The sequence below is a fragment of the Dactylosporangium sucinum genome (assembly GCF_014647515.1).
Lineage (GTDB): Bacteria > Actinomycetota > Actinomycetes > Mycobacteriales > Micromonosporaceae > Dactylosporangium > Dactylosporangium sucinum.
The window spans coordinates 22,531-45,278 of sequence record NZ_BMPI01000073.1; the positions used below are offsets into that span (position 1 = coordinate 22,531).

General features: G+C 71.7%; 18 protein-coding genes. 9 read left to right on the forward strand and 9 right to left on the reverse strand.

The features are described 5' to 3' along the window. Window positions 1-77 precede the first annotated feature (77 nt). The 3 genes from IEZ31_RS45945 (at window position 78) to IEZ31_RS45955 (ending at window position 2,250) form a co-directional block, all read left to right on the forward strand. Complete coding sequence (locus tag IEZ31_RS45945; protein WP_190256470.1) at window positions 78-803, forward strand: lysophospholipid acyltransferase family protein; 726 nt, start codon at window positions 78-80, stop codon at window positions 801-803. Further along, entirely contained in the window at window positions 800-1,732 is a 933-nt protein-coding gene (locus IEZ31_RS45950) for an acyl-ACP desaturase (protein ID WP_229836891.1), read from the forward strand. Before IEZ31_RS45945 ends, IEZ31_RS45950 begins: the two co-directional genes overlap by 4 nt. Window positions 1,733-1,899: 167 nt before the next feature. Beyond that, the gene (locus IEZ31_RS45955; RefSeq protein WP_373294800.1) at window positions 1,900-2,250 is read left to right on the forward strand and encodes a histone-like nucleoid-structuring protein Lsr2; all 351 of its coding nucleotides are present in this window, start codon (window positions 1,900-1,902) and stop codon (window positions 2,248-2,250) included. A gap of 77 nt (window positions 2,251-2,327) precedes the next feature. Here IEZ31_RS45955 and IEZ31_RS45960 read toward each other — a convergent pair whose 3' ends face one another. Both IEZ31_RS45960 and IEZ31_RS45965 read right to left on the reverse strand, forming a co-directional pair. After that, a complete protein-coding gene (locus IEZ31_RS45960; RefSeq protein WP_190256472.1) occupies window positions 2,328-4,925 on the reverse strand; it encodes a fibronectin type III domain-containing protein in 2,598 nt (865 codons plus the stop codon). 163 nt (window positions 4,926-5,088) lie between these two features. Next, complete coding sequence (locus tag IEZ31_RS45965) at window positions 5,089-5,466, reverse strand: RidA family protein (RefSeq protein ID WP_190256473.1); 378 nt, start codon at window positions 5,464-5,466, stop codon at window positions 5,089-5,091. A gap of 304 nt (window positions 5,467-5,770) precedes the next feature. On the opposite strand from IEZ31_RS45965, the gene IEZ31_RS45970 reads away from it, so the two are divergent. Next, window positions 5,771-6,310: a DUF1062 domain-containing protein gene (locus tag IEZ31_RS45970; RefSeq protein ID WP_229836893.1), complete on the forward strand. Its 540-nt coding sequence runs from the start codon at window positions 5,771-5,773 to the stop codon at window positions 6,308-6,310. Between the two features lie 60 nt (window positions 6,311-6,370). Here the strand turns inward: IEZ31_RS45970 and IEZ31_RS45975 are convergent, their stop codons facing one another. From IEZ31_RS45975 to IEZ31_RS45995, 5 genes are all read right to left on the reverse strand, one after another. Then, window positions 6,371-7,600, reverse strand: a complete 1,230-nt coding sequence (locus tag IEZ31_RS45975; protein WP_190256475.1) for an MFS transporter — start codon at window positions 7,598-7,600, stop codon at window positions 6,371-6,373. Further along, window positions 7,600-8,823 (reverse strand): type III PLP-dependent enzyme, encoded by a 1,224-nt coding sequence (locus IEZ31_RS45980; RefSeq protein WP_190256476.1) that lies wholly within the window; start codon window positions 8,821-8,823, stop codon window positions 7,600-7,602. The genes IEZ31_RS45975 and IEZ31_RS45980 overlap by 1 nt, the downstream gene beginning before the upstream one ends. Before the next feature lie 151 nt (window positions 8,824-8,974). Beyond that, on the reverse strand, window positions 8,975-11,713 hold the full coding sequence (locus IEZ31_RS45985; RefSeq protein ID WP_229836896.1) for a putative bifunctional diguanylate cyclase/phosphodiesterase: 2,739 nt from the start codon (window positions 11,711-11,713) through the stop codon (window positions 8,975-8,977). A 740-nt stretch (window positions 11,714-12,453) separates the two neighbouring features. Next, window positions 12,454-13,974 carry an outer membrane protein assembly factor BamB family protein gene (locus IEZ31_RS45990; protein ID WP_190256477.1) on the reverse strand — a complete coding sequence of 507 codons (1,521 nt, stop codon included), beginning with the start codon at window positions 13,972-13,974 and terminating at the stop codon, window positions 12,454-12,456. Between the two features lie 75 nt (window positions 13,975-14,049). Further along, on the reverse strand, window positions 14,050-14,805 hold the full coding sequence (locus IEZ31_RS45995) for a M15 family metallopeptidase (RefSeq protein ID WP_190256478.1): 756 nt from the start codon (window positions 14,803-14,805) through the stop codon (window positions 14,050-14,052). A gap of 19 nt (window positions 14,806-14,824) precedes the next feature. Here IEZ31_RS45995 and IEZ31_RS46000 point away from each other — a divergent pair, with 19 nt between their 5' ends. The 5 genes from IEZ31_RS46000 to IEZ31_RS46020 all read left to right on the forward strand — a co-directional run bounded on the left by IEZ31_RS46000 (window position 14,825) and on the right by IEZ31_RS46020 (window position 20,483). Then, window positions 14,825-15,694, forward strand: coding sequence for a L,D-transpeptidase family protein (locus IEZ31_RS46000; RefSeq protein WP_190256479.1), 870 nt, complete (start codon window positions 14,825-14,827; stop codon window positions 15,692-15,694). A 301-nt stretch (window positions 15,695-15,995) separates the two neighbouring features. Next, on the forward strand, window positions 15,996-17,093 hold the full coding sequence (locus IEZ31_RS46005) for a sugar ABC transporter substrate-binding protein (RefSeq protein WP_190256480.1): 1,098 nt from the start codon (window positions 15,996-15,998) through the stop codon (window positions 17,091-17,093). 125 nt (window positions 17,094-17,218) lie between these two features. Next, window positions 17,219-17,992 carry an ATP-binding cassette domain-containing protein gene (locus IEZ31_RS46010; RefSeq protein WP_190256481.1) on the forward strand — a complete coding sequence of 258 codons (774 nt, stop codon included), beginning with the start codon at window positions 17,219-17,221 and terminating at the stop codon, window positions 17,990-17,992. After that, window positions 17,989-19,248, forward strand: coding sequence for a sugar ABC transporter permease (locus tag IEZ31_RS46015; protein ID WP_190256482.1), 1,260 nt, complete (start codon window positions 17,989-17,991; stop codon window positions 19,246-19,248). The genes IEZ31_RS46010 and IEZ31_RS46015 overlap by 4 nt, the downstream gene beginning before the upstream one ends. Before the next feature lie 47 nt (window positions 19,249-19,295). Beyond that, window positions 19,296-20,483, forward strand: coding sequence for an ROK family protein (locus IEZ31_RS46020; protein ID WP_190256483.1), 1,188 nt, complete (start codon window positions 19,296-19,298; stop codon window positions 20,481-20,483). A 342-nt stretch (window positions 20,484-20,825) separates the two neighbouring features. On the opposite strand, the gene IEZ31_RS46025 is transcribed toward IEZ31_RS46020, so the two are convergent. Together IEZ31_RS46025 and IEZ31_RS46030 are read right to left on the reverse strand one after the other, a co-directional pair. Continuing rightward, window positions 20,826-21,224 (reverse strand): hypothetical protein, encoded by a 399-nt coding sequence (locus IEZ31_RS46025; protein WP_190256484.1) that lies wholly within the window; start codon window positions 21,222-21,224, stop codon window positions 20,826-20,828. Then, window positions 21,225-22,610 carry a KamA family radical SAM protein gene (locus IEZ31_RS46030; protein WP_190256485.1) on the reverse strand — a complete coding sequence of 462 codons (1,386 nt, stop codon included), beginning with the start codon at window positions 22,608-22,610 and terminating at the stop codon, window positions 21,225-21,227. Window positions 22,611-22,748: the final 138 nt, after the last annotated feature.

Genomic DNA, 22,748 nt, shown 5'->3' on the forward strand with positions numbered 1-22,748 from the left:
CTCGGACCCCCTGCGGAGAATGATCGGTCTTCAGCAGGGTACAGGTGGTTCCCAGCGACTACCGATAGCGTTGTGCCATGGCTGATCTCGTGTACCCACCGGTCATCGCGTTGGCGAAGACCATGTTCCGCGCGCTCAACATGAAGATCACGATCGAGGGCGCGGAGCACGTGCCGGCGACCGGTGGTGCCGTCATCGCCTGCAACCACATCTCGTACCTGGACTTCATCTTCTGTGGCCTGGGTGCGCGCCCGTCGCGGCGGCTGGTGCGGTTCATGGCCAAAGAGTCGATCTTCCGACACCGCGTCGGCGGGCCGCTCATGCGGGGGATGCACCACATTCCGGTCGACCGCGACGCCGGCCTGGCCTCCTACAAGGCGGCGCTGGCCGCGCTGCAGGCCGGCGAGGTCGTGGGCGTGTTCCCGGAGGCGACGATCAGCCCGTCGTTCATGATCAAGGACATGAAGAGCGGCGCGGCCCGGCTGGCCGCGGCCACCGGGACCCCGCTGGTGCCGATGGTCCTGTGGGGCACCCAGCGGTTCTGGACCAAGGGCCGACCCCGTGACCTGGGCCGGCGCGGCGTCGCGGTCACCATCATCGCCGGGGAGCCGCTGCGCCCCGCCCGCCGGGACAACGGCGAAGCGGTGACCGCGGAGCTGCGCACCCGGATGAGCGCCCTGCTGGACCGGGCGCAACGTGAGTATCCTCAGCGTCCCAAGGGGCCCGGTGAATCCTGGTGGCTGCCCGCCCACCTGGGCGGCACCGCGCCGGCGCCCGACGTCTACGAACCGGAGTCCATGTGAGCCACCCCGAACCGACCGACGAGGTCGTCCTGCTGCGCGAGCTCGAGCCCGTCGTCGAGGAGAACCTCAACCGCCACCTGGCCACGGCCAAGGAGTGGTTCCCGCACGAGTACGTGCCGTGGAGCGAGGGCCGCGACTATGACGGCATCCTGGGCGGTGAGGCGTGGGAGCCCGGCCAGTCGCGGCTGTCCGAGGTGGCCCGCACGTCCCTGGTGGTGAACCTGCTGACCGAGGACAACCTGCCGAGCTACCACCACGAGATCGCCACCGTCTTCGGCCGCGACGGCGCCTGGGGCACCTGGGTGCACCGGTGGACCGCCGAGGAGGGCCGGCACGGCATCGCGATCCGCGACTACCTGCTGGCGACCCGGGCCGTCGACCCGGTGGCCCTGGAGCGGGCCCGCATGCAGCACATGGAGGGCGGCTTCAGCAACGCCTACGAGGGCCTCATCGAGTCGGTCGCCTACGTCGCGTTCCAGGAGCTGGCCACCCGGGTCTCGCACCGCAACACCGGCACGCAGAGCGGCGACCCGCTCTGCGAGCAGCTGCTGGCCCGCGTCGCCGCCGACGAGAACCTGCACATGATCTTCTACCGCAACCTGCTCAGCGCCATGTTCGACCTGGCCCCGAACACGGCGATGCGGGCCGTGGCCCGGGTCGCCACCTCGTTCCAGATGCCCGGCCACACGATCGAGGGCTTCGGCCGCAAGTCGGTGCTCATCGCCAAGGCCGGCATCTACGACCTGCGGCTGCACCACGACGACGTGCTCGTGCCGGTGCTGCGGCAGGTGAAGGCGTTCGAGCGGTCGCTGTCCGGCGACGGGGACGCGGCCCGGGAGGAACTGGCCGCGTTCATGGCCGGACTCGACGCCCAAGCGTCACGCTTCGTAGAGCGGCGGGAGGCGATGCGCGCTCGTGTGAGCGCCTGAGACCGCCGGGGCCGTTGCGGAGAGCGATGGGCGCAGCGGTACGCTCCAACGACCGTTCCGTGCCCGCGACTGCCCGTCTGACCGTTTTGCGGTCAATCAGACGGGCACGCTGCGGGCACGGATGTTCACCCCCCGTACCGGAAGGCACCATCGCCATGGCCAGACGCGTGATCCATGAACTGATCGACGACCTCGACGGCGAGCACGCCGACGAGAGCGTCAGCTTCGGCCTCGACGGCGTGATGTATGCGATCGACCTGTCCGCGAAGAACGCCGCCGAGCTGCGCGAAGCCTTCGCGCCGTTCGTCACCGCCGCCACGAAGGTCGGTCGCGCCGCCACCGCATCCGGGCCGGCCCGCGCCGGCGTCCGGATCCGGCCGGTCCTCACCGCCCGTGCCGAGCGGGAGCAGAACCGCGCGATCCGGGAATGGGCACAGAGCAAGGGCATCGAGGTCTCCGACCGCGGCCGCATCCGTGCCGATCTCGTCGAGCGGTATCACGCCGAGGCGGGTCGCTGAGCGACCCTACATCGGCAGGCACACAGCCCGGGGGCGCCTACTGTCCGGACAGTAGGCGCCCCCGGTCGTTGCCCGTACTACTCGGACCGGCGGCCCAGCCGGCCGAAGCGGCCGGCGAAGGTCAGCGCCAGCCCGGCGGCCAGCATGAGCAGCCCGCCCAGGGCCATGCTGCTGATCGGCTCACCGGTCACCGCGAGCGAGCCGGAGCCGCCGGAGGAGCCCGAGCCGCCGCCGTCGCCGCCCGTGCTCGTCGCGTTGTCGGTGGACACCGCGACGGCCAGGGTCAGGTAGCGCGGCTGACCGTTGCTGTCCACCCCGGACGCGACCACGGTGTGTGAGCCGTTCAGCCCGGCCGGCACCGTCACCGGGACGCTGAACGCCCCGTTGCTGTCGGTCGTGGTGGTCGCCAGGACGGTCGGCGTCGAGTACAGCGCGACCTTGACCGTGGTGTTCGGCGCGAACCCGGAGCCGCTGATCGTGATCTGCTCGCCGGGTGCCACCGCGGAGCCCGAGGAACTGTCGACGGTCCCGCTGGCCGGCGGCACCTCCGCCGGCACCGTCACCGCCTGGGGCATGGCCGTCGCCGCGGGCGTCGACCAGGCCGAGTCGCGGCCGTGGAGGCCGAGCGCCTGCACCGCCACCGAGTAGGTCACGCCCGCCAGCAGGCCGGTGACCGTGCACGAGGTGCCGGTGCCGTCGGCGGTCTCGCAGCTGCGCGTCGCCCCGCCCGGCGCCGTCGCGGTCGCCTTGAACTTCTGCACGCCGGAGCCGGCCGACCCGCCGGTCCAGGCCACGGTGATCGCCTCGACCTTCGCCGTGGCGGTGACGCCGGTCGGCGCGTCGGGTGCGATGCTCGGCGCGACCTTCGCGGCGCTGACCCAGTCCGAGTCGCCGCTGGTGCCGACGCCGTTCGCCCGGATCCGCACGGTGTACCCGGTGCCGTTCTGCAGGCCGGAGATCGTGCACGCGTGGACGGTGTCGTCGACGGAACCGCAGTTCTTCGCCGGGTCCTCGACCGTCTCGACCGTGTAGCCCTGCAGGCCGCTGCCGGCGTTGGCCGGCGCCACCCACTCGACGGCGAGCTCGCTGTCGCCGGCGGTCACCTGGAGGCCCGTCGGCACGCCGGGCGGGCCGGCCGCCACGGCCGGCGTCGACGGCGCGCTCGGCGCCGAGTCGCCGCTGCTGCCCATGCCCTGGGCGACGACCGTGAACGTGTACCCGGCGCCGCCGGCGGTGAGCCCGTCGATCTCACAGTACGGGCTGCCGCCGTCGGTGGTGTCGCAGGTCTTCGCCGGGTCCTCGACGGAGGTCGCCACGTACTTCTTGACGCCGCCGCGCGGCTCGAGCGGCGCGGACCAGTTGACCCGCAGCGTGTTGGGCGCCACGGCGGTGGCCGTCACGTCGGTCGGCGCGTCGGGCGGGCCGGGCTTCACCGCCGTGGACGGGTCGCTCGGCGCCGAGTCGCCGACCAGGCCCTTGCCGATGGCCTGGACCTGGAACGTGTACGTGGTGTCGGCGGTCAGTCCGACGACGTCGCACGAGGTGGCGGTACCGCTGCCAGTCTGGCACGTCTTGCTGTTGTCCTCGACGGACGTGACCACGAAGTGGTCGATCGCGCTCGCCGGGCTCGACGGCGCCGTCCAGTGCACGGTCAGCGCGGTCGGCGTGCTGCCGGTGGCGTGCACGCCGGTCGGCACGGCCGGCGGCCCGGGCACGACGGTGCCGGACGTCGCCGCCTCCGAGGGCTCGCTGGAATCGGCGCTGCCGTACGCGACCACCTGCACGGTGTAGGCGGTGCCCGGCGTCAGGCCGGCGATGTCGCAGGTGAGGGCGGCGGCGGTACCGCCGAGGCAGCTCTCGATCGAGTTGTTGTCGGCGTCGAAGGCCGTGGCGGTGTAGTGGTCGACGTTCGTGCCGTCGTGCGACCAGGCCACCGAGACGCCGCTGTTGAGCGGGGTGACCGACACGCCGGTCGGCGCGGCCGGCGCGGCGAGGATGCGCACCCCGGGCGCCGGGGAGGCGCTCGGCACCCCGGACCCGGACGGGGTCGCCGAGGGGTCCGTGGACGGGCCCGCCACCGGGTCGCCGGGGATCTCGGCGATCGTCACCGCGTCCGGCGCGTCGGTGTCCTTGCCGGCCCCGCGCTTGTCGGTACCGAGGGCGTCGTCGCTGACCACCTTGACGCGCCTCGTGGTGGCGGTCGTGCCGCCGCTGCCCGTGGTGTTCGTGGCGGCCGGGGTGCCCGGCCGCCGGGACGGCGACGCGGAGCCGCCGGGCGACGCGCTCGCCGACCCCGGGGCACTCGCGGACCCGGAGGGGCTCGCGGAGCCTGCGCCGCCGGCCGAGCCCGAAGCGCTGGCCGACCCGGAGGCGCTCGCCGACCCGGAGGCGCTCGCCGACCCGGACGGGCCGGCCGCGGCGCCGGCCGACGCGCTCGCCGCGGCACCGCCCCCACCCGAAGCCGGGGCGGACCCGGCGGCGCCCGCACCGGCGCCGTTCGCGGCCGGGCTCGCGCCGCTCGTCGTCACCGCCGGTGCCGGTGAGCCCTCCTCCGCACCGCTGCCCTCCCTGGCCGTCAGCCCGGCCGTCGCCCCGCCTGAGCCCGCGAACGCGGACCCGGCCGTGCTGCCGAAGACGACGAACCCCGCCGTCGCCAGGGCGAGGCCGGCCTTCACGGTCCGGCCCCCCACCCGGCGGCGCGCGGCGCCCGGCGTCGGCCTGGTTTGCGCTGGCATCCCGTCCCCCGTCATGCGTCACCGTCGCGCCCAGGAAGACGCGAACACGCTTCGCAATCTAGCCACTACGGAGAGTTGTCAGACGGCAAACGGGCAGAATGCGTCAGCCGACCCAGGCGATGGCCTCGACCTCGACGCGGACGTCCGCGCGGCCGAAGTCGACCACGACCGTGCTGCGGGCCGGCGGTGCGGCCCCCCACCGGCGGGCGTAGACCTCGTTGAACGGCGCGAACAGCGTGGCGTTGGACAGGAAGGCGTTGACCTTGACCAGCTGGTCGGGGCGGGCGCCGGCGGCGGCGAGGACCGCCTCGACGTTGTCCAGTACCAGGTTCACCTCGTCGGCGAACTCGCCGAGGTGGACGGAGCCGTCGGGCCTGGTCGCGACCTGACCGGAGACGAAGACGAACCCGCCCGCCTTCGTGGCGTGCGACAGCGGAACGGCGGCGGGGGCGAAGGACGCCGGGTGGAAACGTTCGATCATGACGCCATGGGAACACATCCCACGTCGCCGCTCCGCGGCGGTGGGGTGGCCGAAATCGTTTGAGCCGCCCCTCGGCGTTCCCGTAGGTTGCCGGTGGCCCCGTCGCAGCGAGGACAAGGACAACCGCGTGACCCCGCCCGCTCTCTAGACCTGACGCCTTCTTCCGCGCATCTTCAGGCCGACCCTCCCGTCGGTCCTGCCGGGCTGCCCGAGTGCGCCCGTTTCATGCAGCGTTTGGGGCCGCGCGCAATCGGCCCCGGGTCAGGTCTTGAGAGAGATCATCATGTCTTCACAACCTCATACTGTGCTGCCCTGGGTCGTTCGCCGGACCAGGCTGCCGCTGCTGTCGTTGCGGTGCGTGGACTGCCGGTCGCAGTCGGCCACCACCGGCGAGGGCAGGTTCCGCGTCAACGCCAGCGGCAAGCTGCTGGACGTGTGGCTGCTGGTCCGGTGCGTGTCCTGCGATCGGACGAGCAAGCTCACCGTGCGCGAGCGGGCGACGGTCGGGTCCTTCGATCCGGCCGAGCTCGACGGGTACCACGCCAACGATCCGGAACTGGTGGCGGCCACGCTGCTGGATCCGCTGCTCGCCCGGCGCAACCGGTTCACCCTGGACTGGCAGGGGGCGTGGCGGCTGGACACCCCGCCGGCCCGGCTCGACGCGGCGTGGCCGGTCCAGGTGGCGGTCGTCTTCGAGGATCCGGTGCCGGTGCGCCCGGAGCGGCTCATCGCGCACGGGCTCGGCTTCAGCCGAAGCGAGGTGCTGCGCCGGATCAAGTGCGACATCTCGCTGCGCCGGCCGACGAGCGCCGGATTCACCTTCATCGTGATGATGCGGGACTAGCAACCGGGAGTGGGGACGTGGGCCGGTTCGCCTACGTCCCCACGTACGTGGGGTGCACGACTACCCGGTCTGCAGCGAGCTGCGGGTCGCGCCGGCCCCGACCAGGGCGAGCAGCGCCACGGTGGCGAGGACCGCGGCGCCCGTACCGGCGGCGAGGCCGATCGCCGGGGCGGCCACCAGCACCGGCAGGGCGCGCACGGCGATCGCGCCGCCCAGGGCCCGGGTCGACGCCGACCAGGCGAGGACCGTCGTGACCGTGCCGGGGCGGGCGTCGCGGGCCATGCGGGCGTCCATGCCGCCCTCGAACGCCGTCATGCTCAGGCCGGCCAGGAACTGGGCGAGGAACAGGCCGACCAGGTGGGCCGGGGCGAGCAGCCAGCCGGCCAGCATGCCCACGCCCCACAGCGGCCAGATGACGGCGGGGGAGCGGCGCAACCGGTCGGCGAGGTCGACGGCCGCGGAGGAGAGCAGGCAGCCGGCGCTGAACGCGGCCGCGGCGCCGGCGACGGCGTGCTGGCCGTGCAGTTCGCTGGCCAGGGCGACCGACAGCAGGGTCGGGCCCGAGGCCACGAGCATCACCAGGCCGCCGCCGGCCAGGACGGGCAGCGGCAGGCGGGCGCGGCGCCGTTCCCGGGTCCGCTCGAGGCGCGTGCCGGCGGTGCTGACGTTCCCGCCGGAGGGCGCGGCGGTGGTGCGGGCCCGCCGCGCGGTGAGCACGGTCGGCAGCAGGCTCAGCCCGTACAGCAGGAAAACGCCGACCATGAACGTCCCGTGCAGCGGCAGGAGTGCCGCCACGCCGGCGCCGGCGGCCTCCACGGCGGCGATCGACAGCGCGTAGCGGGTCATCGCCCGGGGCCGCGCGTCGACCGCCGCGACCTCGGCGCGCATCGCCGCGAACCCGGCGTAGGCCGCGACGTGCATGACGGTGACGCCGGCGGCGACGAGCCACGCGTCGAACCCGGCGAGCAGCGCCGCCAGCGTGGCCACGCGCAGGGTCGCCTCGGTGCCGGCGGCGAGGTACAGCAGCGTGCGCCCGTTGAGGCGGCGCGCCAGCCGGCCGGTGACCGGCGCGGACAGCACGACGCCGAGCAGCATCGCCGCGTTGAGGAGGCCGGCCGTCGCCAGCCCGCCGCGCTGGGTCGCGACGAGGTTGAACACGGTCCAGCCCAGCGACAGGCCGAACGAGTCGACGAGGCCGGACACCAGCAGCTCCCGCAGGCGGCCGGCCCGACGCCGGCCGCCCGGGAACCGGCTGCGGTGCTGCGGCGCCGACCCGGCGGCCGCCGCCATTACGGCGTGACCTGCCGCGCGGCCGGGACGTGCGCGTGCGGGCCGCCGACGACCACCGGCTCCGGCGGGGGGAAGCCGTTGAAGTGCGACGCGTAGCTCAGCGTGTAGGCGCCGGCCGAGCCGATGTACAGCCGGTCGCCGACCTCGATCGTCGAGGGCAGGTTGACGCCGTAGAACATGGTGTCGGAGCTGTCGCACGACGGGCCGGTCACGGTGAACGGCAGGTGCGGCACCAGCGCGTGGTCGGTGCGCGACGTCCACAGCGGGAAGCGCCACTGCTGGACCGTCTGCTGGGTCTCCATCATGCCGTTGTAGGCGCCGACGTCGAGGTACAGCCAGTTCTCCCCGGCCCGCACCTCGCGCCCGAGCACGCTCGCCACCATCACGGCGCTCTCCGCCACCAGGTGGCGGCCCGGCTCGGCGGCCAGCAGCGCCGGGCGGTACGGCAGCAGCTCGTCCAGCGCGGCGTTCAGGGTGTCGGCGATCTGAGCCAGCGAGGGGACGCGCTCGACGTACCGCGCGGGAAAGCCGCCGCCGAGGTCGAGCATCTCCAGGTGCACGCCGTCCTCGTGCAGTGCCGCGAGCAGCCGGCCGGCGGCGGCGACGGCCTGCCGCCACGCGCTCGTGGTCGAGCACTGCGACCCGACGTGGAAGGTGACGCCGTACGGGCGCAGGCCGAGCTCCCGTGCGAGCAGCATGAGCGCCCGGGCCTCGTGGGCCTCGGCGCCGAACTTGCGCGACAGCGGGAACAGGCTGGTCGAGTCGTCGACCCGCAGCCGGATGTACACGGCGGCGCCGGGCGCGTACTGGGCCAGCTTGTGCAGCTCGCCCTCGGAGTCGAAGCCGAACCGCCACAGGCCGGCCCTGCGCGCCTCGGCGATCGCGGCCGGCGGCTTGATCGGGTTGCTGTACAGCACCTCGGACGCGTCGACGCCGATCTCCTGCAGCATCCGCAGCTCGCCGATCGACGCCACCTCGAAGCTCGACCCGAGCGCGGCGAGGGTGCCCAGCACGTCCTCGGCCGAGTTGCACTTCATCGCGTAGAACGTCGAGACGCCGGGGATGGCCGCGGTGAACGCCGCGTACCGGTCGGCGACCGTCGTGAGGTCCACGGCGAGGAAGGGCGTGGGCGCGTCGACGGCGGCCAGGGCGCGCGGGCTGAGCGCGGCCGGCCAGTGGGCTGGGAGGTCCAGGCGCGCCTGGTCGGCGAGGGCAGCCGTCATCGGGCGGACTCCGTTCGTCGCGGGTGTACTGGAGGTGGTCCGTCCATGACGGTGACGGCGCACGGTTGGCGCCGCCGTCGCTGCCGGGTTGCGGGATGGTTCGCGGCGCGCGGCTGTTTCTGCGCGTTCTTGCGCGTTTTCCGCCGCGTTGCTACGCCGCGATGGCGGCGGGGTCGCGCAGGAGCCGGCCCGCCTCCCCGGCCGGCAGCGGGCGGGAGAAGTAGTAGCCCTGGGCGAGGTCGCAGCCCATCCGCCGCAGGGCGAGGAACTGCGCGTACTGCTCGATCCCCTCCGCGACCGTGGCCATCCCGAGGCTCTGGCCCAGCTGCACGATGGTCCGGGCCAGGGCGGCGTCCGGGGCCGCGCCGGTGAGCCGCTCGACGAACGACCGGTCGATCTTCAGCGTGTCGACCGGGAACCGGCGCAGGTAGGCCAGCGAGGAGTACCCGGTGCCGAAGTCGTCGATGGCCAGCTTCACCCCGATGTCCTTGAGCGACAGCAGGACGGCGAGGTTCTCCTCGGTGTCGGTCATGAGCACGCTCTCGGTCATCTCCAGGCACAGCCGGTCCGGCGGCAGGCCGGTCTCGGCCAGCACCGACGCGACGATCTGCGGCAGGTCGGGCTGGTCGAACTGCACGCCGGACACGTTGACGGCCATGGTCAGCGCCCGGCCCGGCTGGTCGAACCCCCAGGCGACGGCCTGCCGGGACGCCTCCGCGAGGACCCAGCGGCCGAGCGGCCGGATGAGGCCGGTCGACTCGGCGAGCGGGATGAAGTCGACCGGCGAGATCATCCCGCGGACCGGGTGCCGCCAGCGCACGAGCGCCTCGAACCCGACGATGTCGCCGGTGCGCAGCTCGATCGTCGGCTGGTAGTGCAGCTGCAGCTCGTTCGCGTCGCCGTCGAGCGCCCGGCGCAGGTCGGCCCCCAGCTGGAGGCGCTCGACCAGGCCGGAGTGCATCTGCGGGTCGTAGCGGGCGAACAGGCCCGAGCCGGCCGACTTGGCGCGGTACATCGCCAGGTCCGCGTTGCGCATGAGCTGGTCGGCGTCCTGCGCGTCGAGGCCGGTGAGGGCGATGCCGATGCTGCCCTGGACGTGGATCTCCTGGTTGTCGATGCCGAACGACTCGTCGAGCGCGGCGATGATCCGACCGGCCAGCTCGTCGGCGTCCTCGGCGCCGGCGACCTCGTCGATCAGTACCGCGAACTCGTCACCGCCGAAGCGGGCCACCGTGTCGCCGGGCCGCACGGCCGCGCCGAGCCGGCCGGCGACCTGCACCAGCAGCGTGTCGCCGGCGGCGTGGCCGAGGCTGTCGTTGACCTCCTTGAACCCGTCGAGGTCCAGGAAGAGGATGGCGACGCTGCGGTCCTCGCGCCGGTGACGCAGCGCCGCCTCGACCCGCTCCTTGAACAGCGCCCGGTTGGCGAGCTTCGTCAGCCCGTCGTGGAACGCCTCGTGCACGAGCTGGTCCTCGAGCTCCTTGCGCTCGCTGATGTCGCGGGAGTTGAGCACGATGCCGTGCACGCTGGCGTCGGTGAGCAGGTTGGTCATGGTGACCTCGGCGAGGCACCGGTGCCCGTCCGCGTGGGCCATCGGGATCTCCACGACCCGGCTCGCGTACGGCGTGTCGCGGATGGCGTCGATCGCCTCGCCCAGGATCCGCCCGGCCTCCGGGTTGATGGCGTCGGGCAGCACGATGCCGGTGGCGAAGACCGGGTCGTAGCCGAAGACGCGCTCGATGGACTCGCTCTGGTACGTCACGGTGCCGTCGGCGGCCATCACCGTCACCACGTCGGAGCTGTGCTGGACGAGTGCCCGGAAGCGCTGCTCGCTCGCCTTGAGCTCGGCGGTCCGCGTCTCGACGCGCAGCTCCAGGTCGCGGGTGAGCACCCGGTTCTCCAGGAGCGTGAGCAGCTGGCGGCCGACGATGAGCAGGATGATGGCCGAGCGGCTCCACGACACGATCGTGTCGTGCATGCCGTGCCGCAACACCTCGAACGTGCTGGTGACGAGCGCGGCGAGCACGGCGAGGTACGGCAGCATGACACCGAGCGGCCGGGTGAGCGCGTGCCCGTCCTCCTCCGCGTGCGCGGTGCCGGGCTTGCGCGAGGCGAGCAGGATGAGGGCGAACCCGGCGAACCAGCCGAGGTCGAGCACGGCCCCCGACCCGTAGGAGTCGATGAGCGTCAGGTAGGCGTAGCCGGAGTCGGACACGGTGAACGCGAGCAGGCCGACGCCGACGAGCGGCAGCGACATGGGCCGCGACCCGCCCCGCCTGAGCCTGGCGAGCATGAACAGGACCACGGTGAGCACCACGACGTCGCCGGCCGGGTACCACAGCGTGATGAGCAGGGCGAGCGAGCTGTCCGCCCCCTGGTGCACCAGCGGCCCGAGGATCAGCACCCAGGTGATGAGCAGCAGCGAGACGGCGATCATCAGGCCGTCGAGGATGCTGCGCGCCTGCTGCGCCACGCTCTGCCGGCTCATCGGCAGCAGCAGCAACCCGGCCGCGGTGAACGGCATCATCCAGAAGTACCCGGCGTCGGCCAGCGACGGGAACGGGACCTCCTGGTCGAGCACGGTCTCATACCAGATGCAGAACATCTGCCCGACGCCCCAGGAGAGGCTGCCGAGCCCGGTGAGCGCCCAGGCGAGCCGCGCGCGGCGGCCGTCGGCCTGCCAAACTTTGACGAGGCAGCCCCAGGCGGCACACAATGCGGCGCCGAAGAGTGCGACGTTGGAGATGTTCTGGGACACGACGGGCCCGCCGACCCCGGTCACGAACGCGACGAACAGCCCGCCGACGACGGTGGCCACGGCCGCGCACAGCCACGCGTAGCCCCGAGTGGGCACGGCGGCCCTGAGCATCCTGCTCAGCATGCGCAGCATCAGCCCTCCCGGGGTTACGGACGACGGTCGCGTAGCCCGTTGATCGGGCCCCGGGCTGCGGAACTGAGCCGCCGGCGTCCTCAGCAACCCGCTGGCACCCACATTGCGCTACGGGCAGCGACACCCTGGCTACGCCCGGCGGGCGAGTCGCCTCATGATCGTGGGAACCATCCGGTCGCCGGGACAGCCAAATGCTTCCCACGAATCAGCTCCGGGCCGGGGCCACGGGCCGGCCGGCCCGTCCCATGATCGATGGCGAGTTCTGGTCGCCATGGCAGCCCGAACTCTCTATTGATCATGGGACGAAGCCGCCGGGCATGCCGCGGGTCGGGAGCCCGCACCGAAGTCCCGGGTCCGTGCCCGCTGCCGCCGGCGTGGCGACGTGTGGCCACGGCCAGGCCACGTCCCGTGGGAGACCGCGTCGGCAGAAGACGGCGGGTGGCCAGGTCGCTTCCGCCGCGCTGCCGACCACCGTCCGGAGCCCCGGACACGGAGCCCCCGTGTCCCGGAGCCTTCGTCCGGAGTGCGAAGCCCGCTGCCGTGCGAAGCCCGCTGCCGGCGTGTGCCCACGGCCGCGGCGGCGCCACGCGCGAAGCCCTGCGCGCAGTGCGCCGCCGCCCGAAGCCCGCGTCCGGGTCTTCGCGCCCGCCGCCGTCGGAAGGGCGCGGCCGCGCCGGAGGGCCTTGCCGCGGCAGCCTTGCCGCGGCAAGGCAGCCTTGCCGGAGGGGCGGCGGCCGGGGTTACGAGACGGAGAGGGAGTGGACGGCGCCCGCTCGCGTGCCGAAGTACATTGCGCCCTTCCACACCGCCGGGGTGGACTCGATGCAGCCGCCGATCTTCAGCTCCCACAGCAGCTTGGGCTGGGCGTTGGTGTCGCCGACGTCGTAGGCGTGCATGACGCCCGAGCAGTCGCCGATGAACAGGGTGTCGTCGACCACGACCGGGGACTGCCAGGTCTCGTTGCCCGGGACGTGGAACTTCCAGCGGACCGCGCCCGTCTGCCGGTCCAGGCCCATCACGTCGCCGCCCGTGGTGTCGAAGATGGCGATGTCCTTGTACAGCGCCGGCGTGCCCCAGATGCCGGCCGGCCTCGTGCCCTGGTCCTTCACCGACCACACCACCGGGTTGTCGGGCTTCGACGGGTCCAGCTTCATCATCTGGCCGACCTGCTTCGAGCGGGCGTTGCCCTTCTCGTACTCCGAGCCGACGTAGAGGAACCCGGCCTCGTCGATGACGATCGACGCGTCGGTGTCGTCGCCGGTCCAGAAGCGGAACGTGCGGGTCGGGGTCTTGCCCTCCTTGAGGCCGCTGATGTCCCAGCCCTGCACGAGACCGCCCGAGTTGGCGAAGTAGACGGTGTTCTTGTAGATGGCGACCGAGTTCTCGATCGAGACGTTGGTGTCGCCGAAGTCCTTGAGCAGCTGCTCGTCCCAGCCCGGCGTGTTGAACACCAGCTTCGGGTTGACCGTCACCTTGCCGTTGGCGTCGTAGCCGCGGTTGAGCTTCACGATGTGGAACTGGCTGTTCTCGCCGCCCTCGAACAGGTAGTCGTCGATGATCAGGCCGGAGCCGTCCCAGTCGTCGTTCCACATCGTCGGCTTCACCGCGTTGGCGGACAGCTTCCACAGCTCGGTCGGCACGCCGCGGTCGAGCGCGATGACCCGGTAGTAGTTGTCGCGGGAGCCCGAGTAGAGCAGGGGGAAGCCGTCGGGGTCGACGGTGACCGTGCCCTTGATGATGTCGCCGGTCTTGAAGTCGGGCATGATCTGCTCGCCGGTCGCCGCGTCGAGGAAGTGGATGTTGCGGTCGTAGGCGCCGAACACCACCCACGTGCGCCCGTCGCGCTCGAACACGGCCGGCTGGCCGGTCCAGCCGTTGCCGCACCACTGCGTGGTCTTGCCCTTGTCCTCGGACATCGCGCACATGCCGCCGGTCTTCGGATACTGCCACTTGTGCACCGGCATGGTCTTCGGCACGGGGCCCTGCCCGTAGTAGGTGCGCGTCGGGTTGCCGCGGAACGTTAACAAGCCGTTGACCTTCGTGCCCCACGGCTTGCCGACCAGCTCGGGGTCGGACCAGCCGACGAACGCCGGCTTCGACGGCGACGGCGACGCGGCGGCGGTCGTGCCGACCTCGGGATTCGCGGTCGAGGAGCTGTCGGAGCGCGACCGGCGCAACGCGTAGGCGGTGGTCGCGACCCCACCGACGACCAGCACCAATGCGCCCGCGAGCAGCAGGCGGAACGTCCCGGAACGTGACATGGGGCCCAGTATGTCGGCGCGGTACGACAAAATGTTCCCCCGAACGGCGGGACCGTCGTGCGCCCCTCGGCTCACCTATTCTGGTTTTTCGAAGTGCTGGTAGTCGATCCCGCTGCGCCAGCCGCCACCCCAGGTGAAGCCCTCGGCGCGGAACGCGGTCACCACCACGTCACCCTCGATGATCATACCGGGCCGCACGTTGCGCCGGTCCAGGAAGTCCTTGCCGGCCGGCGGCATGATCTTCCCCTTGGGCAGGTATGGGTTCTCGACCGTGTTGACGTCGATCGCCCGCCCGTAGGCGTGGTTCGACCAGTGGCTGGTTCCGGGCACGTTGCGGCAGTTGAACGCCGAGGTGTTGTCGGCGGCCATCGACGCGTCGTCGCTGCCGCCGTAGGTCTCGATGAGGTGCATGCTGCGGATCGGGAACCGCGCGGCCCGCAGCTTGGCGAACACCCGCAGCACCGCCGGCGCGATCGCCTGGTGCACGACCAGCTGCCCGCGCTGCTCGGCCCCGGCGAAGTCGACGAACGTGACGGTGAGCAGCCGCAGGTCGTCGAGGCCGACGGGGCACCCGGGCCGCCACGATACCCCGGTCATCGCCTCGCGCAGGGCGGGCGGCAACGGTTCGCTGGAGTCCGTGGCAGGCGTTGTGGATCCGGGTGTACCGGCGGAGGCCGCGCTCGGCGGGACCGCGTCCGACGCCGCCGGGGCGGTGCCGGCGGCGGCCGCCGCCGGGTGCGCCCGCCCCGATCCGCAGGCCGCGGTGACGGGGCCGGCCGCGAGCAGCGACACGAGCGCCGCGACGGGCGCGATCCGGGTATGTACCGCCATGGTCGGAATACTATGGGTCGTGCCGGTTGACCAGCGCCGTCGACGCGCCCGTCGCACGACCGCGTTCCCGCTGCTCATCGCCGCTCTGCTGGTGCCGCTCGCCGCGTGTTCGAAGCGCCCGCCCGCGCCGGGCGCCGCGCCGTCCGCGAGCGCGACGCCGGCGGTCGAGGAGGTGCCGGTCGCGGCGGTGCCCGCGCCGTCGCCGTCCACGGCGTCGCCGTCCGTGACCCGCGCGCCGGCGAGCGCAGTCCCGAAGAGCGCCGGCACATCCGGTACCGTAGCCGCCAACGACGCGTCGAGACTCCGGACGCTGCCGGCCTCCACCACCCAGGTCGTCATCGTCAAGACGCCCGGCATGGCGTCGACGTCGGGCACGCTGCAGGCCTTCGCCAAGTCGGGCGGGGCGTGGCAGCCGGTGTTCGCGGCGATGCCGGCCCGGATCGGGTCCAACGGCTTCAGCGACACCAAGCGCGAGGGCGACCGGACCACGCCCACCGGCGTGTATGCGATCGACGGCACGATGTACGGCATCGGCGGCAACCCGGGCGTCCGGTACGCGTACCACCGGCTGGTCCCCGACGACTGGTGGAACGAGAACAGCGACTCGCCCGGCTACAACACGTTCAGTCACGGGCCGAACCCCGGCGGGCCGAGCGAGCCGCTGTGGCAGATCAGCCCGCAGTACACGCACTTCGCCGTGATCCGCTACAACATGCCGGCCACCCCCGGCCGCGGCAGCGGCATCTTCCTGCACCAGAGCAACGGGAACGCGACCCTGGGCTGCGTGAGCCTCGCCCACGAGGACCTGGTCGGGGTCCTGCGCTGGCTCGACCCGGCGACGAACCCGCGGATCGTCATGGCCCCGACCGATCGGCTCAACCGCTACTGAGCGTCATCTCGGTCCAAAGGTTACAAAGCGGCTACAACCCCCGTCACTGTTACGAAAAGTGACCAATTCGCAACGCTCGGGCGCGATGATCGGCTCGCCAGGGGCGGTTGCCGGCGCGTTGCGCAATTGTTACCGGCAACAACAAAGTCTGGACCTCGGTGGCCTTGTGTCCACGGGGCGCGGAGGAATACGTTGCCGGACACAACAATCACCGTCGTCCCGGACACACCCCGACGGTGGAACTCCGCCCTAGAACCTCCTCGCGCCCCCCAAAGGCGCATATCCGAAAGGACCCGTGCAAATGCGCAAAGGGATCCTCTCCCTGTTGGCGGTAGGCGTCCTCGCCACCGGCGGCCTCACCGCCTGTGGCGACGACAAGTCGGACTCCGGCAGCAGCGGCGATTCCGCCAAGAAGCAGAAGATCGGCGTCATCCTGCCGGACAGCAAGTCGTCGGCCCGCTGGGAGACCGCGGACCGCAAGTACCTCGAGGCCGCCTTCAAGGCCGCCAACGTGGACTTCGACATCCAGAACGCGCAGGGCGACAAGGCCGCGTTCCAGACCATCGCCGAGCAGATGATCACCGGTGGCGTCAACGTCCTCATGATCGTCAACCTCGACTCCGGCACCGGTAAGGCCGTCCTCGACAAGGCCAAGGCGGCCGGCGTCGCGACGATCGACTACGACCGGCTCACGCTGGGCGGCTCCGCGTCGTACTACGTGTCGTTCGACAACACGGCCGTCGGCAAGCTGCAGGGCGAGGGCCTGGTCAAGTGCCTGACCGACCTCAAGGCCACCAAGCCGATCATCGCCGAGCTCAACGGCTCGCAGACCGACAACAACGCCACCCTGTTCAAGGCGGGCTACGACGGTGTGCTGAAGGCCAAGTACGACAGCGGCGAGTACGTCAAGGGCCCGGACCAGTGGGTTCCGGACTGGGACAACACCCAGGCCGGCACGATCTTCGAGCAGATGCTGACCTCGACCCCGAACATCGCGGGTGTCCTGGCGGCCAACGACGGTCTGGGCAACGCCGCGATCAACGCGCTCAAGAAGCAGGGCCTCAACGGCAAGGTCCCGGTGACCGGTCAGGACGCGACCGTCCAGGGTCTGCAGAACATCCTCAACGGTGACCAGTGCATGACCGTCTACAAGGCCGTCAAGCAGGAGGCCGACGCGGCCGCCAAGCTGGCCATCGGCCTGGCCAAGGGCGAGAAGGGCTCCACCACCCAGAAGGTGACGGACCCCGAGGGCAAGCGTGACGTCGACGCCGTGCTGCTCACCCCGAAGTCGATCACCAAGGACAACGTGAAGGACGTCGTCGACGACGGCTACGTCACGGCTGCCGAGCTCTGCACCGGCGACTTCGCCGCGAAGTGCACCGCCGCGGGCATCAAGTAACACCGGGTGACACCGGCCCGGCGTCCACAGCCTCGACTCTGTGGGCGCCGGGCCTCGGCCGTGAGAACACCCGGCGGCACCCCTTCCGCCGGTGACGAAGAAGTCGGACATGGAGAAGGAGCATCGTGACCGACACACCCTTGCTGGAAGTGAAGAAGCTCAACAAGAGCTTCGGACCGGTCCAGGTCCTGCGTGACGTGGATTTCTCGGCCTACGCCGGCCAGGTCACCGCCCTCGTCGGCGACAACGGAGCGGGAAAGTCCACCCTGGTGAAGTGCCTCGGCGGGATCTACTCCATCGACTCCGGCGACTACTACTTCGACGGCAAACCCGTCACCGTGCACGGGCCGCGCGACGCCGCCGCCCTCGGCCTCGAGATCGTCTACCAGGACCTCGCGCTCTGCGACAACCTGGACATCGTCCAGAACATGTTCCTCGGCCGCGAGATCAAGAGCGGCCTGGTCCTCGACGACATCTCGATGGAGCAGAAGGCCGCCGAGACCCTCGCCAGCCTGTCGGTCCGCACCGTCAAGTCGGTCCGCCAGCACGTCTCCAGCCTCTCCGGCGGCCAGCGCCAGACCGTCGCGATCGCCAAGGCCGTGCTGTGGAACAACCGCGTCGTCGTGCTCGACGAGCCGACCGCCGCCCTGGGCGTCGCGCAGACCGCCCAGGTGCTCGAGCTCGTCCGCCGCCTCGCCGACAACGGCCTCGCCGTCGTGCTCATCTCGCACAACATGAACGACGTGTTCGCGGTCGCCGACCGGATCGCCGCGCTCTTCCTCGGCCAGATGGCCGCCGAGGTCCGCGCGTCCGACGTGACCCACTCGCAGGTCGTCGAACTCATCACCGCCGGGCGCAGCGGCGACCTCGGCCTTCGCCAGAACGGAGCGGCGGCATGACCGTGTCCACCGTGCCCCCGGAGGAGAAGGCGGCCGCCGGCCGGCCGGTCACCCTGGGCAGCTACGTCAGCAGCTACTTCGGCAAGGTGCGCGGCGGCGACATGGGCGCCCTGCCCGCCATCTCCGGCCTGATCGTGCTCGTGATCGTGTTCTCGATCGCCCGCCCGGTCTTCTTCAGCAAGGCCAACTTCGCCAACCTGCTGACCCAGGGCGCGGCCGTCACGATCATCGCCATGGGTCTCGTGTTCGTGCTGCTCCTGGGCGAGATCGACCTCTCCGCCGGCTTCGCCAGCGGCGTCTGCGCCGCCGTGCTCGCGACACTGCTCACGACGCACGGCTATCCGTGGTACGTCGCCGTCCTCGGTGCCATCGTGACCGGTGTCGTCATCGGCCTCGTGCTCGGCACGCTCGTGGCCAAGCTCGGCATCCCGTCGTTCGTCGTCACCCTGGCGGCGTTCCTCGCCTTCCAGGGTGCGGTGCTGCTGCTCATCAAGGGCGGCACGATCATCGCCGTCGACAACCCCACGATCAAGAAGATCAACTTTGACGGCCGGTTCACCCCGACCCAGGGCTGGATCCTCTTCGCCGTCACCGTCCTCGGCCTGCTCGCGGTCCACCTCTGGAAGCGCCGGGGCCGGGCGAAGCGGGGCCTGGCGGTCGAGCCGATGTCGGTCATCGCCCTGCGCGTCGGCGCGGTCGCGGTGCTGCTCGGCGTCGCCGTCTACGTGCTCAACCTGGAGCGCGGCCGCAACGTGCTGTTCTCCCAGAAGGGCGTCCCGATGGTCGTCCTGATCATCGGCGTGTTCCTGCTGCTGTGGACGTTCGTGCTCGGCCGCACCGCCTACGGCCGGCACGTCTACGCCGTCGGCGGCAACAAGGAGGCCGCCCGCCGGGCCGGCATCAACGTCGACGCGATCCGCATCTCCGTGTTCGTCATCTGCTCCGGCATGGCGGCCGTCGGCGGCATCATCGCCGCGTCGCGCGCCGCGTCGGTCGACCCGAACACGGGCGGCAGCAACGTCCTGCTGTACGCGGTGGGCGCCGCGGTCATCGGCGGCACCAGCCTCTTCGGCGGCAAGGGCCGGGTCCTCGACGCGGTCCTCGGCGGTGCCGTGGTCGCGGTCATCGAGAACGGCATGGGCCTGCTGGGCTACGAGTCGGGCGTGAAGTTCATCGTCACCGGCGTCGTCCTGCTGCTCGCGGCGAGCGTCGACGCGCTGTCGCGCCGGCGAGCGGCCGCCGCGGGACTGAGTTGACGACCGGCGGCTAGGCTCGTTACCCGCCCCCGTAGAGAAAGCCGAGCATGCGCGTTGGTCCCAGCCAGGAGGAGATCCGCCGGAGCAACCTCGGTGCGCTCCTGCGCTCCGTGCACCTCCACGGCGCCATGTCCCGCGCCGACCTCACCACGAGCCTGGGACTCAACCGCAGCACGATCGGGGCGCTGACCGCCGACCTCGCCGCCGCCGGCCTGGTGAGCGAAGAGGTCCCGCAGGAGCAGCGCGGCCGGGCCGGGCGACCCTCGCTGGTCGTCCGGCCCGAGTCCGAGAAGGTGTACGTCTACGCGTTCGCCGTCGAGGTCGACCGGATCGTCGCGGCCCGGGTCGGGCTCGGCGGTGTCCTCCTCGACCGGCACGAGGCCGCCCGTCCCCGCGGTGAGCAGGACGCGGCGGCCGTCGTGGCGCCCATCGCCGACTTCGTGCGCAAAATGCAGGCCGCGGCGCCCGCCGACGCGCGGCTCATCGGCAGCGGCGCGGCCGTCTCCGCCATGGTCCGCCGCGAGGACGGCTACGTGCGGCTCGGCCCGCAGCTCGGCTGGGTCGACCAGCCGCTCGGGGAGGCCCTCGGCGAGGTGATCGGCGACGGCCGCACGGTCGCCGTGCGCAACAACGCCGACCTCGCCGCGCTGGCCGAGCACACCCGCGGCGCGGCCGTGGGCTGCGACAACGTCGTGTACCTGTACGGCGACGCCGGCGTCGGCGGCGGCATCATCGCCGCGGGCCGCCCGGTCACCGGCCACGGCGGGTACGGCGGCGAGGTCGGGCACATGGTCGTCAACCCGGTCGGCAAGCCGTGCAGCTGCGGCTCCCACGGCTGCTGGGAGACCGAGATCGGCGAGCACGCCCTGCTCGCCGCGGCGGGCCGCAACCCGTCGGCCGGCCGCGACGGCATCATGGCGGTCGTCGACGCCGCCTCGCGGGGCGACAACAGCGCCCAGGCCGCGGTGCGGCAGGTCGGGGACTGGCTCGGCTTCGGCGTGGCCAACCTGGTGAACATCTTCAACCCGGAGATGGTCATCTTCGGCGGCACGCTTCGCGAGGTGTACCTCGCTTCGGCGGCCCAGGTGCGCAGCCGCCTCAACCGCAACGGCCTGCCGGCGTGCCGGGAGCACGTCCGGTTGCGTACGCCGCAGCTCGGCGACGACGCTTCCCTGCTGGGCGCGGCTGAGCTGGCGTTCGAGCCGCTGTTCGCCGACCCGCTCGACCCGGCCTGACGCCGCCCCGGCACGCGGCCCTCGCCGCTCCTCCACGACGCCCGCGCCGTCCCGCCGCTCCTGTCTCGCCGCGCCCGTTCCCGTCCCGCTTCTCTGCGCTCCGACCGCGATCTTGGAGTTGCAGTCCGCGATTTGTCCCCCTTTTCCGGACATAGCAGGGACCACAACTCCAAGATCGCGGTCGAGCAGGACCCCCGGCGGCTGGCGGCTGGACGACCGCGCCGGTCAGGGGTCGTTTCCTAGCATCCTAGGATGCCTTAGGGGGTGCGGCTGGCGCCGCACTGAAGAACCCTTTTCCAGCCGCTACGCGGCAGACTTTCGTTTTTCTTGAGGTACGACCGCTCAGGAGGGCTTGGTCAGGGCCTGGCACGCAACCACCGCGTCCAGGTGCCAGCCGAGGTCGTCGTGGGATCGGAAGGTGAGCACGGCGACGGTCTGGGCCCTGCGGTCGAACGCGATGTCGACGCGGGCCGTCTCGGCGTGCAGCTCGTGCTGGCCCTTGACGAGGTCGGGGTCGCGGGCCCGGGCCCAGGCGGCGGCGAGCTCGGCCGGGGCGCGGGTCTCGCGGACGGTGGGTGCGGCGGTGGCGCGCGCGGCGGCCTTGTTGGCGTCGGCGCAGCTCAGCCGGCCGGCGGGGTCGAAGCCGCCGGCGTCGTCGCGGTCGTCGTTCCAGTTGACGTACAGGATGAGCGCGGCTGCGGCCAGGCTGATGCCGAGGAGTCGGAGGATGGTGCGGCGCACCTACTCAGCGTGCTCTTTCCGCCACCAGTCGGCGCCGGTTTCCGGCAACGTGTCGATCGGGTCGTAGTACGGGTAGCTGCGGTCGAGGTCCATCGAGTCGTGCTCGATGGAGGTGCGGTAGTTCTTGGTCCAGTAGCTGATGCCGCGTTCGCGGTCGTACTCGGTGATCATGTGGACCCAGCGCTTGCCGACGAAGGGGACGTCGCAGACGATGCGCGGGGTGGCGTAGCCGGGCAGGTAGCCCATGATGTCGTGCTGGAGCTGCTGGGCCTGCCAGACGGCGACGCGCCAGTGTTCGGCGTTGGGGATCATGTCGCACATGTAGAAGTAGTACGGCAGGATGCCGGCCTCGCCTTGGAGTGCGAAGCAGAGGTCGAGCAGGTCGGCGGCGGTGGCGTTGACGCCGCGCATGAGGACGCCCTGGTTGCGGACGTCGCGGACGCCGACCTCGAGCGCGGTCTGGGCGGCCTTGGCGACGAGCGGGGTGAGCGACTGGACGTGGTTGACGTGGGTGTGGATGGCGAGGTTGACGCCGCGGCGGGCGGCGGTGCGGGCGACGCGTTCGAGGCCTTCGACGACGTCGGGCTGGAGCCAGTGCTGCGGGAGGCCCATGAGGGCCTTGGTGGCGAGCCGGATGTCGCGGACGGTTTCGATGTCGAGGAGGCGCATGAGGAAGGACTCGAGGTGCTTCCAGGGGACGTTGGCGACGTCGCCGCCGGAGACGACGACGTCGCGGACGCCGGGGTGGGCGCGCAGGTAGGCGATCATCGCGTCGTACCGGTCGGTGGGTTTGAGCGTGAGGCGGAGCTTGTCGACGGTGGGGGTGGAGTTGCCGACGAGGTCCATGCGGGTGCAGTGCCCGCAGTACTGCGGGCAGGTGGAGAGCAGTTCGGCCAGGACCTTGGTGGGGTAGCGGTGGGTGAGGCCCTCGGCGACCCACATGTCGTGTTCGTGGAGTGAGTCGCGGGTGGCGTAGGGGTGGGAGGGCCAGTCGGTGAGGCGGTCGCTGGCGACGGGGATCATGTAGCGGCGGACGGGGTCGGCGTAGAGGGCGTCGGTGGTGAGGCCGCCGGTGGGCACCATGGTGTTGATCATCTGGGGTGGGATGAGCATGGACATGGTGGCGTGGTGGGCCTGGTCGTCGGCGAGGTCGTCGTAGAAGGTGTCGGCGATGTGGTCGCCGAGGAGCGCCTTGAGCTGGGCGATGTTCTTGACGCAGTGGGCGCGTTGCCACTGGGCGGACTCCCACTGGTCACGGGTGACGTCGTGCCAGCCGGGGAAGCGGCGCCAGTCGGGCTCGGTGAGGGTCCGGCGTTGGTAGACGTATGGCTGCATGTCCGGCCTCCACGACGAAATACTTCCGCGACACTGGCACCATAGCGTCATTTCTTCTCTGATTCGACTTCAGCGACGGAATTTTTGCTGTCTGTCGGGTGGGTGGGTGGAATCGGCGCCCGGCGGCCCGACGGTTTTTGTCGGTGCCCCCGCATAGGTTGGCCGCACCGATTCCGCTCCTGATCCGCA